This window comes from Ruegeria sp. YTSA219 (genome assembly GCF_059609985.1).
Genome location: NZ_JBXWMT010000003.1, coordinates 112,738 through 125,678, shown reverse-complemented (window position 1 = coordinate 125,678; position 12,941 = coordinate 112,738). Strand labels below are relative to the sequence as shown.

Genomic DNA, 12,941 nt, shown 5'->3' with positions numbered 1-12,941 from the left:
GGAACCTCTCGACCTGCGCCGTCAGACATTCCGCCGGACCATGACGGTAAAGGACTGATCATAATGACCAATGTAGTTATCGCATCCGCCGCACGTACAGGCGTCGGCAGCTTTGGTGGTTCGTTTGCGAACACCGCAGCCCATGATTTGGGCACAGCCGTTCTTGAAGCCGTTGTAGAACGCGCCGGAATCGAAAAAGGCGAAGTCAGCGAGACAATTTTGGGTCAGGTTCTGACCGCAGCCCAGGGTCAGAACCCGGCGCGTCAGGCACATATCAACGCCGGTCTGCCGCAAGAAAGCGCGGCCTGGGGCATCAACCAGGTCTGCGGATCCGGCCTGCGCGCCGTGGCACTGGGCGCACAGCATATCCAACTGGGCGATGCTGATATCGTCGCTGCCGGCGGACAAGAGAACATGACCCTGTCGCCCCATGCCGCCGCTCTGCGCGCCGGACAAAAGATGGGCGACATGAAGTATATCGACACAATGATCCGCGATGGACTGTGGGATGCGTTCAACGGGTATCACATGGGTCAAACCGCCGAAAACGTTGCTGAAAAGTGGCAGATCAGCCGCGATATGCAGGATGAATTCGCCGTCGCAAGTCAGAACAAGGCCGAAGCTGCGCAGAAGGCAGGCAAATTCGCCGATGAGATCACGCCCTTTACCATCAAGACCCGCAAGGGTGACATCGTGATGGACAAGGACGAATACATCCGCCACGGCGCAACCATGGAAGCCATGGCCAAACTGCGCCCGGCTTTTGCTAAGGACGGATCGGTCACCGCCGCCAATGCCTCGGGCCTGAACGACGGCGCGGCTGCGACCCTGCTGATGTCGGCGGCAAATGCCGAAAAGCGCGGGATTGAGCCTCTGGCGCGGATTGCATCTTATGCTACCGCTGGTCTGGACCCGTCGATTATGGGCGTCGGCCCGATCTATGCCTCGCGCAAGGCGCTGGAAAAGGCGGGCTGGTCGGTTGACGATCTGGATCTGATCGAAGCCAACGAAGCCTTTGCAGCACAAGCTTGTGCAGTGAACAAAGACATGGGCTGGGACCCGTCCATCGTGAACGTCAATGGCGGCGCCATTGCTATCGGTCACCCGATCGGCGCCTCGGGCTGCCGCGTTCTGAACACTCTGTTGTTCGAAATGAAGCGGCGGGACGCGAAAAAAGGTCTGGCGACTCTGTGCATCGGTGGCGGCATGGGCGTCGCCCTATGTGTCGAGCGCGACTGATCTAACAATGCCTTCTCGGCCCACTCTTATTTCGGCCCTTGTGATTTGCTTTGCAGGGGCCGCAGACGCACAGAACCGTCAACCGCTTTCGACCAGCCTGACGGAGTGCAGCGTCATCTTTACAGAGCTGGCCGAGCTGAGAGCACGCCGGAACAAGGACCAAACAACCACAGACGCCGCGCTTGCCAGCGCGGCGTTATTCGTTGTGGAAGCTCGTGATCAGGCCGCAATGGAAGGCATTAAGAACCCCTACAAACACATCCAGTCCGCGCAGGTTCGATTGTCCGAGACATGGCACGTTCGCTTTGGCAATTTGGCTCTGCTGAAGGAAAATAGGGACTGGATCGACTATTGCCGTGCATTGGGTAAAGATCGTGGCCTCACACTACCCTGAGGCGAAACCAAAAACCCCAGCGCTGCGGCAACTTGCCTGCGCAATATTGTTGCGCTGGCTGGTTCGGAATAGTAACAGCATTACCAAGACGACATAAATTGGAGGATTCCTAAATGGCACGAACAGCACTCGTCACCGGCGGTTCCCGCGGCATTGGCGCAGCAATTTCCAAGGCGCTTAAGGCCGAAGGGTACAATGTTGCAGCCACCTACGCGGGGAACGACGAAGCCGCCGCGAATTTCACCGACGAGACCGGAATCGCCACCTACAAATGGAACGTTGCGGATTATGACGAATCCAAAGCGGGCATCGAAAAGGTCGAAGCCGAGATTGGCCCGATCGACATCGTTGTTGCCAATGCCGGCATCACCAAGGACGCCCCATTCCACAAAATGACACCCGAGCAGTGGCATCAGGTGATCGACACCAACCTAACCGGCGTATTCAACACCGTTCACCCGGTTTGGCCTGGCATGCGTGAGCGCAAGTTTGGCCGTGTCATCGTCATCAGCTCGATCAACGGTCAAAAGGGTCAGTTCGCTCAGGTGAACTATGCCGCAACCAAGGCGGGTGACCTGGGAATCGTGAAGTCGCTGGCGCAGGAAGGCGCGCGCGCGGGCATCACCGCCAACGCTATCTGCCCTGGCTATATCGCAACCGAAATGGTCATGGCTGTCCCCGAGAAGGTTCGTGATTCCATTATCAGCCAGATTCCGGCGGGCCGACTGGGCGAACCGGAAGAGATCGCACGCTGCGTTGCTTTCCTGGCCTCTGAAGACTCGCAATTCATCAACGGATCGACCATCTCGGCCAATGGTGCTCAGTTCTTCGCCTAAGTTGGCTGTCAAAATGCAAGCGGGCCGGTTCTTAGCAGAACCGGCCCTTCTTTTATCCCGTAAGACCGCGCGCGCTGCGATCAGCGGGAACCGAAAATCCACTTCAACACATTCAGAACCGCTTTGCCCCGCGCCTCATGCGCGCGCAGAATCGCCGATTGTGCAGCTGGATTTGTTGTCATCTCAATCATGGCAGCCTCTCAGTTCAAAACAGTTTTCCTTGACTTATGAGCAATATGAACTCTAGTTGGCAAAGCCGCAAACGAGCTTTTTTGAACATTCAGTTAAGAATTTCTATACTATGAGCGACTACCTGCCGCCCTTGACCGCTTTGCGTGCCTTTGATGCCGCCGCCCGGCACATGTCTTTTGCCAAAGCCGCGGCAGAGCTGCATGTAACGCCTGCGGCCCTGTCCTTTCAGATCAAATCCCTTGAGGAGCATTTGGGCCGCCCTCTGTTTCACCGCCTGAACCGCGCGGTGGAGCTGACAGAGGCTGGGCGCACCCTGGCCCCGGGCGCCGCGGATGGATTTGCCACGTTACAAGCCGCATGGCGCGCCGTGAGCAGACAGGGTGACGACACTAGCCTGACCGTCACAGCGGGCCCTGCCCTGACGGCCAAATGGCTGGCGCCCCGCCTGTACGAATTTGCCCGCGCACATCCCGAAATAGATCTGAAATTCTCGGCCACGTTACGCATCATCGACCTTGAACGGGATGATGTGGATGTGGCCATCCGATTTGGCGAAGGTGCGGATAAGGGGCTGTATTCCGTGCCAGTGCGCCGGGAATGGCTGACGCCGGTCATGACGCCCGAGCTCGCCCGCCAGTTCACCACGCCGGAAAGCCTGCGGGATGCACCGTTGATCCATGACGCCTCGATCCGCTTTCTGACCCCACCCAGTGATTGGCCCGCCTGGTTCAGGGCCGTGGGCATCGCACATACCCCGACCCATGGTGCCGAGTTTTCGAACGCCGATCACGCAATTGACGCGGCTGTTGCGGGCGTTGGCGTCGCGCTTGGCCGCCGGGCCATGATCCTGAAAGATCTGACCGAAGGCACGCTGGTCGCACCTTTCAAGACCGCCATCGAAACAAAGGGGCGCTTTCGCTTCCTGTGCCTCTCGGGGGCCGAGAACCGCCCTCAGATTGCGGCGTTTCGGGATTGGTTTCTGGCCGAGATTGAAAAGACCGCACATATATCCGATGAGTTCGACATCATTCCAGTCGAGGACCTGTCAGCCGCATGACCCGAAACCGCGCCACTACTATCGGTTTTGTCGCCGTTTTACTCTGGTCCCTTCTGGCCCTGTTCACCGTCGGCTCAGCCCCCGTTCCTGCGCTTTTGCTGAATACGATCTGTTTCTCGATCGGGGGGACGCTGGGGCTGATCTGGACCTGGGCCAATGGCGGGCTGGGGCAGCTGCGGACCGTGCGTTGGACCACCTATCTGTTTGGCACCATCGGGTTGTTTGGCTATCACGCACTCTACTTCTCGGCCCTGCGCATGGCCCCTGCAGCCGAGGCCGGGCTGATTGCCTATCTCTGGCCCCTGTTGATTGTGCTGTTCTCAGGCTTGCTACCGGGCGAGCATCTGCGTGCAGGGCACCTGATCGGAGCCTGCCTGGGCTTTGCTGGGGCCGCTGTGATCATCGCCGGGGGTGGTGGCGCAGGATTTCAGGCCAGCCACCTACCCGGTTACGGGCTGGCGCTGCTGTGTGCTCTGACCTGGTCGGGCTATTCCGTTATGTCCCGTCGTCTTGGGGATACGCCCACAAGCTCTGTCGCTGTGTTCTGCATCTTTACCGCCATCGCCTCGGGTGGTCTGCATCTAGCCATCGAAGAAACCGTTTGGCCGGACACGGCCTTTGGCTGGGCCTCGATCGCGGCACTTGGGCTGGGGCCTGTTGGTCTGGCGTTCTATGTCTGGGATATCGGGGTCAAACAAGGCGACATTCAGATTCTTGGCACCGCGTCTTATGCAGCGCCCCTGTTGTCTACCGTCGTTTTGGTGGTTGCCGGGATCGCAGCCCCATCCTGGGGCCTGGCAATCGCAGCCGTCCTGGTCACCGGCGGCGCGGCCATCGCCGCGCGCGCCAGCCTTAAAAGTTAACTGGAAAGTCGCTCTATCTCTTCCTTAAGCCTTAGCTTCTGTTTCTTGAGTTGAGCGATATGGAGATCGTCGATGCCTGGCGCGCGCTGGGCTTGTTCTACTTCGAGACCGAGAGTTTCGTGCTTCTTCTTCAGTTCCGTCAGATGTGCGCTCACGCTCATGGCGATACTCCTTCATTGGTGTCTCTGAATAACGTAGGAAGTTGAGCACATCGTTTCCAGCCTGTCACGCTGCAGACGCACAGATTCTATAATAAATCTGACAAATTCGGCTGGTTGGCGCCTATTGATCCGAAAACCCGTTCAGCGCAGCACCGTCGCGCAAAACGGACGATATCTGAGAGGTATAGCTTTCGCCGTCTTTTTCGTGGCGCACACCCTTGTGCAAAATCAGCGGGGCATGCAGTTGAAACGCAGCCCGACCGCCTTTTCTGGCCCTAATGATCACCAATTCAGCCTTCCGACCTGCCCGCGCGGCCAGAGGCAGAACCTCGACTGAGCCAAGCCGCCCCGCACAGGCTGACAGCATGTCGGGTAACCGATCGGCCTTTTGGATCATGTGCAGATAGCCCCGCGGTGCAAGGCGCTTTGCCGCACAATCGAACCAATCGCGCAACGGTGTATCCTCGCCCAAGGCAATTCCGCGACCCGAGTCCGCCGCAGGGCTGTGGGCACCGGCCAAGTAATAGGGCGGATTCGCAATCACATGATCGAACTGCTGTTGTTTCAGTTCAGCGGGCAGTTTGCTCAGATCGGCCTGCACCACTGTCAGCGCCTGCGCATTCTGATCCGCGTTGCGGGTGGCCAGATCGGCATAGGGCGATTGCAGCTCAACACCCGTGGCGTTCAATCCCGGCACGCGCGCCATCAGGCACAAGATGGCGGCACCAGCGCCACATCCCAGCTCCAGCACGGATTGCCCAGCCTTGGCCGGTACCGCTGCCGCCAGCAAGACAGGATCGACCCCGGCGCGATAGCCGGACAGGGGCTGCCAAAGCCGAACGCGCCCATTCAGAAAGTCGTTCAAACTTAGCTCTGGGTCAGTGAATTGCGTCATCGGCCCAGCGGGATCTCGTTGTCGCGCATCACCCGTTCAGCGCGGGTCAAATCATCGGTCCGCACCATAAGGCGCCGGGGGAAAATACCAATGCCGCCTTCTAGGATGCTCATATTTACGTCCATCTGAAAGCAGTCTATATCCTCGCCCTGAAGAAGGGCGGATGCAAAGGCTAGGATCGTCGGATCGGTGCTGCGCAAAAGTTCTTTCATGGGGATGGATGTAAGGGCAAGGTGAGGCGGAAGTCGAGCCTTGTATCAGGAGTGTGATGAACATCAGCACAGTCTCAAAACCGCATGAGCGGCTGGCCGAGATTCTTTCGGGTGAAATGGACGCGGTCAATGACCTGATACGCACGCGCATGGCCTCAGAACACGCGCCTCGCATTCCCGAAGTCACCGCACATTTGGTCGAAGCGGGTGGCAAGCGCCTGCGTCCGATGCTGACACTGGCCGCGGCGCGGCTGTTCGACTATGCTGGCGACCATCATTTGCGTCTGGCGGCAACGGTTGAGTTCATCCACACCGCGACCCTGTTGCATGACGATGTTGTCGACGAAAGCGCACAAAGGCGCGGACGGCCAACAGCGAATCTGCTTTGGGATAACAAATCCAGCGTTCTGGTTGGGGATTACCTGTTCTCACGCAGCTTCCAGCTTATGGTCGAGACCGGGTCTCTTAGGGTTCTGGACATCCTTGCCAATGCGTCTGCCACGATCGCCGAGGGCGAAGTGCTTCAGATGACTGCTGCAACCGATCTGGGCACGGATGAGGCCATCTATCTTCAGGTTGTGCGCGGCAAGACCGCAGCCTTGTTCTCAGCCGCAACCGAGGTGGGCGGGGTCATCGCCCAAGCGTCAGAAGCCCAGGTCAAGGCGCTCTTCGATTATGGCGATGCGCTGGGGATTGCCTTCCAGATCGCTGATGACCTGCTGGATTATCAGGGCGACAGCAAAGCGACCGGCAAGAATGTCGGCGACGACTTCCGCGAGCGTAAGCTGACGCTGCCGGTGATCAAGGCCGTGGCGCAGGCCACGCCTGAAGAACGCGCGTTTTGGCAGCGCACCATAGGTAAGGGTCGTCAGGAAAGCGGTGATCTCGAAACCGCTCTTGGTCTTATGGGCAAATACGGTACGCTTGCTGCGACGCGCAAAGATGCGCTTGGCTGGGCCAATAAGGCCAAGGCGTCGCTGACCATCCTGCCCGAACATGAGATCCGCACCCTGCTGAGCGATTTGGCAGACTTCGTTGTCGCGCGCCTTAGTTAAGCTGAACCGCACGGCACCACCAGTCGGGATGGGCTGCTCCAATCTCATAGGCGGCGAAATGGGCAGCTTTCATCGTCGGATACAGCGCGAAACAGGTCGATCCTGACCCCGACATGCGCGCCAACAACGCCGCTTTTGTATCGCTCAGCGCATCCAGCACCTGCGCGACTTCGGGGGCCAGCAATGTGGTTGGATCTTCCAGGTCGTTTCGCTGTTTCCCCAGCCATTCGGCACAATCCTGAGGCCCCTCAAATACCGGGATATCCTCTGCCATGGGCGGGTTTTCCCTGCATTGCAAAGCCGCGAAAATAGCAGGGGTTGGAACCTCTACGCCCGGGTTGACCAACAAGGCCGGTAGATGCGGGAGCGTGACTGGGTCCAAACGTTCTCCGATGCCGCGCATACGGCTGGGACTGGCCGCCGTGCAAACAGGAACATCCGCCCCTAGGCGCAGCGCAGTTCCCGGCGGGACGTGCCCACCCTGGCCCTCGATCATCCGCAAAGTTGCGGCGGCATCGGAAGAACCGCCACCGATCCCGCCTCCATGCGGCAGCACTTTGTTCAGGTCAATATGCCCAGTCCAGCCTGCAGCCTCGGCGGCTTTCCACACCAGATTGCGACTATCGCTTGGCACACCCGCCGTATGTTCGCCGGTGACAGAGATCGACAGCGCCTCACCTGCGGTGAAATGCAGCGTATCGCCCAGATCGGCGAACACCACGAGCGAATCCAACAGGTGATAGCCGTCCACGCGCTGGCCGGTGACGTGCAAGGTAAGGTTGATCTTGGCGGGCGCGAAAGCCTTAGCCTTCATTGGCGACCTTCAGCGGCGCGGCACCTTCTTCGATCAGAACCTCGTCCAGCCCGACCTCGATCTTGCGGCGAATACGCTCGGGGTCGGCCTCACCATCGGCGTCTTCGAGGTCAATGAAAGACAATGCCCGCTTCCACTGGAACTCGGCTTCGCGTGCGCGGCCCACGGCCCAGTAAACGTCACCCAGGTGATCATTCACCACTGGGTCTACCGGCATCAGCTCGACGGCACGCTCCATATGCTCGACCGCCTCTTCATAGCGGCCCAGTCGAAACAGAACCCATCCCAAGCTGTCGACGATATAGCCGCTACCAGGGCGTGCGGCGACGGCGCGTTCGATCATGCCAAGCGCTTCGTCCAGATTTTCGCGCCGTTCTACAAGCGAATAACCCAGATAATTCAGGACCTGCGGTTGGTCGGGGTTAAGTTCTAGCGCACGGCGGAAATCGGCCTCAGCATTGTCCCACTGCTTTAGTCGCTCGTACGAGATACCACGGGCGTAGTGCAGGAACCAGTTGCCGCCACCATCAGCATCAATCAATTCAATCGCTGTGCTATAGGTTTCGACAGCCGCTGCATAGTTTTCTTCACGTCTTTGCAAATCAGCCAGCGCCACGTGAACACTTGGCAGATCCGGTCTCTGCGTCGCAAGGGTCTGCAAGACTTCTTCCGCCGCATCGGTTTTGCCTGCCGTGACAAGCACCTCGGCTCGGCCCAGTTCAGCAGCGTGATAGTCACTGCTGCTCGCGTGCACTTTGCGATAGGCCTCGACGGCAAGATCGTATTGCTCCAACTCGTCCAAAAGTTCGGCACTCAACAAGATTGCGTCCACGTGATCCGGGCGCAGAAAGGCTGCGACCTGCGCATAAAGCAGGACGTAATTCTCAGCCGCCTCACTGCTGAGCGCGGCTCCCACGGAAAAGAACACTTCTGCGATACCGTCCTGCGATGTGCGGACATGAGTAAAGGGCAGCGTTTCGCCAGCGCTCAGACGCGATTCGTACCCTTCAATCGAGGGATCAGAGCCGGACTCGAACACGTCATCCAGAAACTGCAGCGCATCCTCATTGCGGTCCAGCTGCGACAGAACCTCGGTCCGTGCCAGCGCTGCGCGGCGGGTAAATCGCGCCACAACACCGTTATCGGCCGCAAAGACTGCCTCGGCGCCTTCAAAGTCTCCGACCGAGGCCAGTGCCAAAGCTTTGTGGTAAAGCGCGAACTCGCGCAGACCTTCCTGCGCAGCAACTTGGTCAAACTGCTCCAGCGCGCTGGTCATCGCGCCCTGGCCCATATGGGCCCAGCCCAATATTAACCCGTCAACCAGCGGCCCGACACCTTGCGTTTCGGGGTCGCGGGCCAGCAGTTCATCCAGCTTGCCTTCAGCCACCAGATTAGCGGCAATCGCCATTTTCGCGGGCTGGTTGGGCAGGCCCAACTCTTCGATGGTTTGGGCAATCGGCAAAGCGCGCTTAACCTCGCCCAGCGACAAGCGCGCAACGACGACATTCTCCAGCAACCGGTCGTTTTGAGGATCTGCGCGCAATGCTTGCGCAAAGTATTTCTCAGCCGCCGTATAGTCGTCCTGAAAAATCGCCTGACGCCCGGCAAGATACGCACCGAACCCAGTGTCGGCATAAGCCGGAATGGCGAATGACGTGGTAAACAGCACAGCCAACGCTGTGCGACGAATGAGAAAAGTCACCAAATTCCTGCCTTGCGATTGTCGGTTGCGCAATAAGCTAGGGCTTTGACCAGAAAGAGGCAATGGCAGAGCCTTCACGACGCCGCCATTGCCCATTTTTCGCTTACATATTGGGATAGTTCGGGCCATCCCCTCCCTGCGGCGTGGTCCAGGTGATATTCTGGCTGGGATCTTTGATGTCGCAGGTCTTGCAGTGAACGCAATTCTGAAAGTTGATCACGAATCGCGGACCATTTTCATCCTCGACCATCTCATACACCCCCGCCGGGCAATAGCGCTGCGCAGGTTCGTCGAATTCGGGCAGATTGACACTGACCGGAATCGCCGGGTCCGAGAGTTTTAGATGGCAAGGCTGACTTTCCTCGTGGTTCGTCATCGCGAACGAGACGTTGGTCAGGCGGTCGAAGGACAGCGTGCCATCCGGCTTTGGATAGTCGATCGGTTTATGTTTACTGGCTTCTTCAGTCGATTCCGCGTCGTTCTTACCGTGGCCCAGAGTGCCAAACAGCGAAAAGCCCAGAGTGTTTGTCCACATGTCCAAACCGCCCAGCGCCAGCGAGGGCATCAGACCCCACTTTGACCACATCGGTTTGACGTTGCGCACTTTCTTGAGGTCTTTGCCGATGGCACCTTCGCGAACATCTGCTTCATAGACATTCAATTCATCGCCCGAACGCTCGGCTTTGATGGCATCAAATGCCGCCTCGGCCGCAGCTTTGCCAGACAGCATCGCGTTGTGGTTGCCCTTGATGCGCGGCACATTGACCATGCCCGCCGAACAGCCCAGCAGCGCCACGCCTGGCGCGACCAGCTTGGGCATCGATTGATATCCACCCTCAGTAATCGCACGAGCGCCATAAGCCACGCGCTTGCCGCCTTTCAGCAGCTCGGCCACCATCGGATGATGCTTAAAGCGCTGGAACTCCATATAGGGGTACAGGTGCGGGTTCTTGTAATTCAGGTGAACCACAAACCCGACATAGACCTGATTGTTTTCCAGGTGATAGATGAACGACCCGCCGCCCGCGTTGCTGCCCAGGGGCCAGCCCATCGTATGGGTGACGGTGCCTTCCTTGTGCTTGGCCGGGTCGATCTCCCAGATCTCTTTCATGCCGACGCCGTATTTCTGGACTTCTTTTCCGGCTTGCAGATCGTATTTCGCGATCACTTCCTTGGACAGCGACCCGCGCACACCTTCGGACAAGAAGACATATTTGCCGTGCAGCTCCATGCCCGGCTCGGTGTTCGGGCCGTAGGAGCCATCGGCCTCAAGGCCGAAGACACCGGCAACAACGCCTTTGACTTCACCATTGTCGCCATAGACCAACTCGGAACAGGCCATGCCAGGGAAGATTTCCACGCCCAGCTCTTCGGCCTGTTCAGCCATCCAGCGGCAGACATTGCCCATCGACACGATATAGTTGCCGTGGTTGTTCATCAGCGGCGGCATCGGGAAGTTCGGAATGCGGATTTTTCCGGCCTCACCCAGCATATAGAAGTTATCTTCGGTAACCGGCGTGTTCAGCGGCGCACCTTTTTCCTTCCAGTCCGGTATCAGCGCATCCAGGCCGCACGGGTCCAGCACCGCACCTGACAAGATATGCGCACCCACCTCCGAGCCCTTTTCCAGAACGACGACGTTCAAATCGGCATCCAGCTGTTTCAGACGGATGGCCGCCGACAGTCCCGCGGGGCCGGCGCCCACGATCACCACGTCATATTCCATCGCTTCGCGTTCAATCTCGGCCATTGCGGGCTCCTTCGCTAACTTTCCGAATTGGCGCATCTAACGCACGGTCGGCGCAATTTTGTTTCACGGCTGATTACATGCTGGGAAAGCCACAGGTCAATCGAAACACGGCGTAACTATGCCGCTATGCGGCAGATCACGTGTCCGGAGTGTCACCCATCAGGTATCTGGGGCCACTTCCCTTGGATTTGGCACGGTCATCAGGATTGTAAAGAGCACATTTGGGCAAACTAAGGCACCCACAGCCAATGCATCCGTCCAGATTGTCACGCAGGCGCATCAACGTATCGATTCGCTGATCCAAATGCGACCGCAGATCCTTGCTGATGTTTTTCCAATCCTGCGGCGTTGGTGTACGATTTCCGGGCAAGCCGGACAGGACTTCTCGGATTTCGGGCAGGGTTAATCCGAATTGCTGCGCTATCATCACAAAACTCAACCGTCTTATGTCGGCGCGCTGATATCGCCGCTGCCCACCCGCGTTGCGCCATGGGGCGATCAGACCCTGCGCCTCGTAATATCGGATCGCTGAAACCGCCAGCCCGGTGCGCTGGGCCAAAGCGCCTATTGCCAGCCCCTCTGAAATCGCCATCTCGCCCTCAAAAAATTCCTTGACCTAAAGTTAGGTTTAGAAATTACGGTGAGTCGGGACAAGCCTCAAATTGAATAGGAGATCCCATGATGGCGACACTTGAACACACCAATTTCACTGTCCGCGACCCGCAGGCTTCGGCAAAATGGATGCAGGACGTCTTCGGTTGGAAAACCCGCTGGGAAGGCCCTGCAATCGCGGGTGGCTATACCGTGCATGTCGGTAGCGCACATACCTACCTGGCGCTTTATGCACCCAGCGATCCCAAACCCTCGGGTGAAAGCAGCTATGACATCATCGGGGGGCTGAATCATGTCGGCGTTCTGGTCGAAGACATCGACGCAACCGAAGACAAGGTGGTCAAAGCAGGTTTCACCCCCAAGTCGCATGCAGATTACGAGCCCGGCAGGCGGTTCTATTTCGATGATGAGAACGGCATCGAGTTTGAGGTGGTGCAATATGCTTGAAACACTCTGGATGGCCTCAACCACCTGGAAATGGCAGCGCGGTCAGCTGTTTGGACAGCGTAACAGGTGCCCACGGCGCACAATCCAACGGCGTTAAGTCGCAAATCCAGCTTGCTGTCTTCTTTGACCTCTTGCATTTCACGCATCATTTGGGTCAGGTATTTGCCAACCCATCAAATCGCCCCGACGCTGGTTCCATGCGGCGGGGCGTTACAATTTCAGCGTGGACGACAAGAATATGGAAAAAATTCCCATGACGCCTGCGGGCAATGCTGCGCTTCAGGCCGAACTCAAGAACCTAAAATCCGTCGAGCGGCCAGCTATTATCGAAGCCATCGCCTCGGCCAGGGAACTGGGTGACCTGAAAGAAAACGCCGAATATCATTCGGCCCGGGAAAAGCAGGGTTTTATCGAAGGCCGCATCAAAGAGTTGGAAGGCATCCTTTCACTGACCGATGTGATCGACCCTGCCAAACTGTCCGGTGCTATCAAATTTGGCGCCAAGGTCACGCTTGTTGACGAAGACACTGACGAGGAAAAGACCTGGCAGATTGTAGGGGAATATGAGGCCAATATCGAAGCCGGCCTGCTGAACATCAAATCCCCTATTGCCCGCGCCCTGATTGGAAAGGACGAAGGCGACAGTGTCGAAGTACGCACACCTGGCGGTGTACGTTCTTATGAAGTCCTGAGTATCACTTACGCCTGAGCC

The 12,941-nt window shown here is 58.1% G+C and carries 15 protein-coding genes; 8 read left to right on the top strand and 7 right to left on the bottom strand.

Features of this window, described 5'->3' with window-relative positions:
* Positions 1–63: 63 nt before the first annotated feature.
* The 5 genes from AC2FFB_RS06120 to yddG all read left to right on the top strand — a co-directional run bounded on the left by AC2FFB_RS06120 (position 64) and on the right by yddG (position 4,581).
* Positions 64–1,239, top strand: a complete 1,176-nt coding sequence (locus tag AC2FFB_RS06120; protein ID WP_142635424.1) for an acetyl-CoA C-acetyltransferase — start codon at positions 64–66, stop codon at positions 1,237–1,239.
* 7 nt (positions 1,240–1,246) lie between these two features.
* On the top strand, positions 1,247–1,633 hold the full coding sequence (locus AC2FFB_RS06115) for a hypothetical protein (protein WP_496689016.1): 387 nt from the start codon (positions 1,247–1,249) through the stop codon (positions 1,631–1,633).
* 113 nt (positions 1,634–1,746) lie between these two features.
* Positions 1,747–2,469, top strand: coding sequence for an acetoacetyl-CoA reductase (gene phbB / locus AC2FFB_RS06110; RefSeq protein ID WP_271948478.1), 723 nt, complete (start codon positions 1,747–1,749; stop codon positions 2,467–2,469).
* Positions 2,470–2,770: 301 nt separating this feature from the next.
* A complete protein-coding gene (locus tag AC2FFB_RS06105) occupies positions 2,771–3,718 on the top strand; it encodes a transcriptional regulator GcvA (protein ID WP_142635418.1) in 948 nt (315 codons plus the stop codon).
* The gene (gene yddG, locus AC2FFB_RS06100) at positions 3,715–4,581 is read left to right on the top strand and encodes an aromatic amino acid exporter YddG (protein WP_496712178.1); all 867 of its coding nucleotides are present in this window, start codon (positions 3,715–3,717) and stop codon (positions 4,579–4,581) included. Before AC2FFB_RS06105 ends, yddG begins: the two co-directional genes overlap by 4 nt.
* On the opposite strand, the gene AC2FFB_RS06095 is transcribed toward yddG, so the two are convergent.
* From AC2FFB_RS06095 to AC2FFB_RS06085, 3 genes are all read right to left on the bottom strand, one after another.
* Positions 4,578–4,742: a YdcH family protein gene (locus AC2FFB_RS06095; RefSeq protein WP_142635414.1), complete on the bottom strand. Its 165-nt coding sequence runs from the start codon at positions 4,740–4,742 to the stop codon at positions 4,578–4,580. The genes yddG and AC2FFB_RS06095 overlap by 4 nt on opposite strands.
* A 121-nt stretch (positions 4,743–4,863) precedes the next feature.
* The gene (locus tag AC2FFB_RS06090) at positions 4,864–5,637 is read right to left on the bottom strand and encodes a tRNA1(Val) (adenine(37)-N6)-methyltransferase (protein ID WP_496689021.1); all 774 of its coding nucleotides are present in this window, start codon (positions 5,635–5,637) and stop codon (positions 4,864–4,866) included.
* Entirely contained in the window at positions 5,634–5,849 is a 216-nt protein-coding gene (locus AC2FFB_RS06085; RefSeq protein WP_142635410.1) for a putative signal transducing protein, read from the bottom strand. Before AC2FFB_RS06085 ends, AC2FFB_RS06090 begins: the two co-directional genes overlap by 4 nt.
* 56 nt (positions 5,850–5,905) lie before the next feature.
* On the opposite strand from AC2FFB_RS06085, the gene AC2FFB_RS06080 reads away from it, so the two are divergent.
* Complete coding sequence (locus tag AC2FFB_RS06080; protein WP_496693562.1) at positions 5,906–6,904, top strand: polyprenyl synthetase family protein; 999 nt, start codon at positions 5,906–5,908, stop codon at positions 6,902–6,904.
* Here the strand turns inward: AC2FFB_RS06080 and AC2FFB_RS06075 are convergent.
* The 4 genes from AC2FFB_RS06075 to soxR form a co-directional block, all read right to left on the bottom strand.
* Positions 6,897–7,718: a 4-(cytidine 5'-diphospho)-2-C-methyl-D-erythritol kinase gene (locus AC2FFB_RS06075; RefSeq protein WP_496693561.1), complete on the bottom strand. Its 822-nt coding sequence runs from the start codon at positions 7,716–7,718 to the stop codon at positions 6,897–6,899. The two genes, AC2FFB_RS06080 and AC2FFB_RS06075, sit on opposite strands and share 8 nt — an antisense overlap.
* Positions 7,708–9,516 (bottom strand): tetratricopeptide repeat protein, encoded by a 1,809-nt coding sequence (locus tag AC2FFB_RS06070; protein WP_496712182.1) that lies wholly within the window; start codon positions 9,514–9,516, stop codon positions 7,708–7,710. Before AC2FFB_RS06070 ends, AC2FFB_RS06075 begins: the two co-directional genes overlap by 11 nt.
* Positions 9,517–9,523: 7 nt before the next feature.
* Positions 9,524–11,170: an electron transfer flavoprotein-ubiquinone oxidoreductase gene (locus AC2FFB_RS06065; protein WP_281972570.1), complete on the bottom strand. Its 1,647-nt coding sequence runs from the start codon at positions 11,168–11,170 to the stop codon at positions 9,524–9,526.
* Between the two features lie 136 nt (positions 11,171–11,306).
* The gene (soxR, locus tag AC2FFB_RS06060; protein WP_142635400.1) at positions 11,307–11,762 is read right to left on the bottom strand and encodes a redox-sensitive transcriptional activator SoxR; all 456 of its coding nucleotides are present in this window, start codon (positions 11,760–11,762) and stop codon (positions 11,307–11,309) included.
* 86 nt (positions 11,763–11,848) lie between these two features.
* On the opposite strand from soxR, the gene AC2FFB_RS06055 reads away from it, so the two are divergent.
* A complete protein-coding gene (locus AC2FFB_RS06055; RefSeq protein WP_142635398.1) occupies positions 11,849–12,229 on the top strand; it encodes a VOC family protein in 381 nt (126 codons plus the stop codon).
* Between the two features lie 238 nt (positions 12,230–12,467).
* Complete coding sequence (gene greA / locus AC2FFB_RS06050; protein ID WP_142635396.1) at positions 12,468–12,938, top strand: transcription elongation factor GreA; 471 nt, start codon at positions 12,468–12,470, stop codon at positions 12,936–12,938.
* Positions 12,939–12,941 lie beyond the last annotated feature (3 nt).

What these genes read in the sequence shown, in the direction of transcription:
- AC2FFB_RS06120 (WP_142635424.1), top strand. Translation starts at nt 64, where the DNA reads ATGACCAATGTAGTTATCGCATCCGCCGCACGTACAGGCGTCGGCAGC.
- AC2FFB_RS06115 (WP_496689016.1), top strand. Translation starts at nt 1,247, where the DNA reads ATGCCTTCTCGGCCCACTCTTATTTCGGCCCTTGTGATTTGCTTTGCA.
- phbB (WP_271948478.1), top strand. Translation starts at nt 1,747, where the DNA reads ATGGCACGAACAGCACTCGTCACCGGCGGTTCCCGCGGCATTGGCGCA.
- AC2FFB_RS06105 (WP_142635418.1), top strand. Translation starts at nt 2,771, where the DNA reads ATGAGCGACTACCTGCCGCCCTTGACCGCTTTGCGTGCCTTTGATGCC.
- yddG (WP_496712178.1), top strand. Translation starts at nt 3,715, where the DNA reads ATGACCCGAAACCGCGCCACTACTATCGGTTTTGTCGCCGTTTTACTC.
- AC2FFB_RS06095 (WP_142635414.1), bottom strand. Translation starts at nt 4,742, where the DNA reads ATGAGCGTGAGCGCACATCTGACGGAACTGAAGAAGAAGCACGAAACT.
- AC2FFB_RS06090 (WP_496689021.1), bottom strand. Translation starts at nt 5,637, where the DNA reads ATGACGCAATTCACTGACCCAGAGCTAAGTTTGAACGACTTTCTGAAT.
- AC2FFB_RS06085 (WP_142635410.1), bottom strand. Translation starts at nt 5,849, where the DNA reads ATGAAAGAACTTTTGCGCAGCACCGATCCGACGATCCTAGCCTTTGCA.
- AC2FFB_RS06080 (WP_496693562.1), top strand. Translation starts at nt 5,906, where the DNA reads ATGAACATCAGCACAGTCTCAAAACCGCATGAGCGGCTGGCCGAGATT.
- AC2FFB_RS06075 (WP_496693561.1), bottom strand. Translation starts at nt 7,718, where the DNA reads ATGAAGGCTAAGGCTTTCGCGCCCGCCAAGATCAACCTTACCTTGCAC.
- AC2FFB_RS06070 (WP_496712182.1), bottom strand. Translation starts at nt 9,516, where the DNA reads ATGGGCAATGGCGGCGTCGTGAAGGCTCTGCCATTGCCTCTTTCTGGT.
- AC2FFB_RS06065 (WP_281972570.1), bottom strand. Translation starts at nt 11,170, where the DNA reads ATGGCCGAGATTGAACGCGAAGCGATGGAATATGACGTGGTGATCGTG.
- soxR (WP_142635400.1), bottom strand. Translation starts at nt 11,762, where the DNA reads ATGGCGATTTCAGAGGGGCTGGCAATAGGCGCTTTGGCCCAGCGCACC.
- AC2FFB_RS06055 (WP_142635398.1), top strand. Translation starts at nt 11,849, where the DNA reads ATGATGGCGACACTTGAACACACCAATTTCACTGTCCGCGACCCGCAG.
- greA (WP_142635396.1), top strand. Translation starts at nt 12,468, where the DNA reads ATGGAAAAAATTCCCATGACGCCTGCGGGCAATGCTGCGCTTCAGGCC.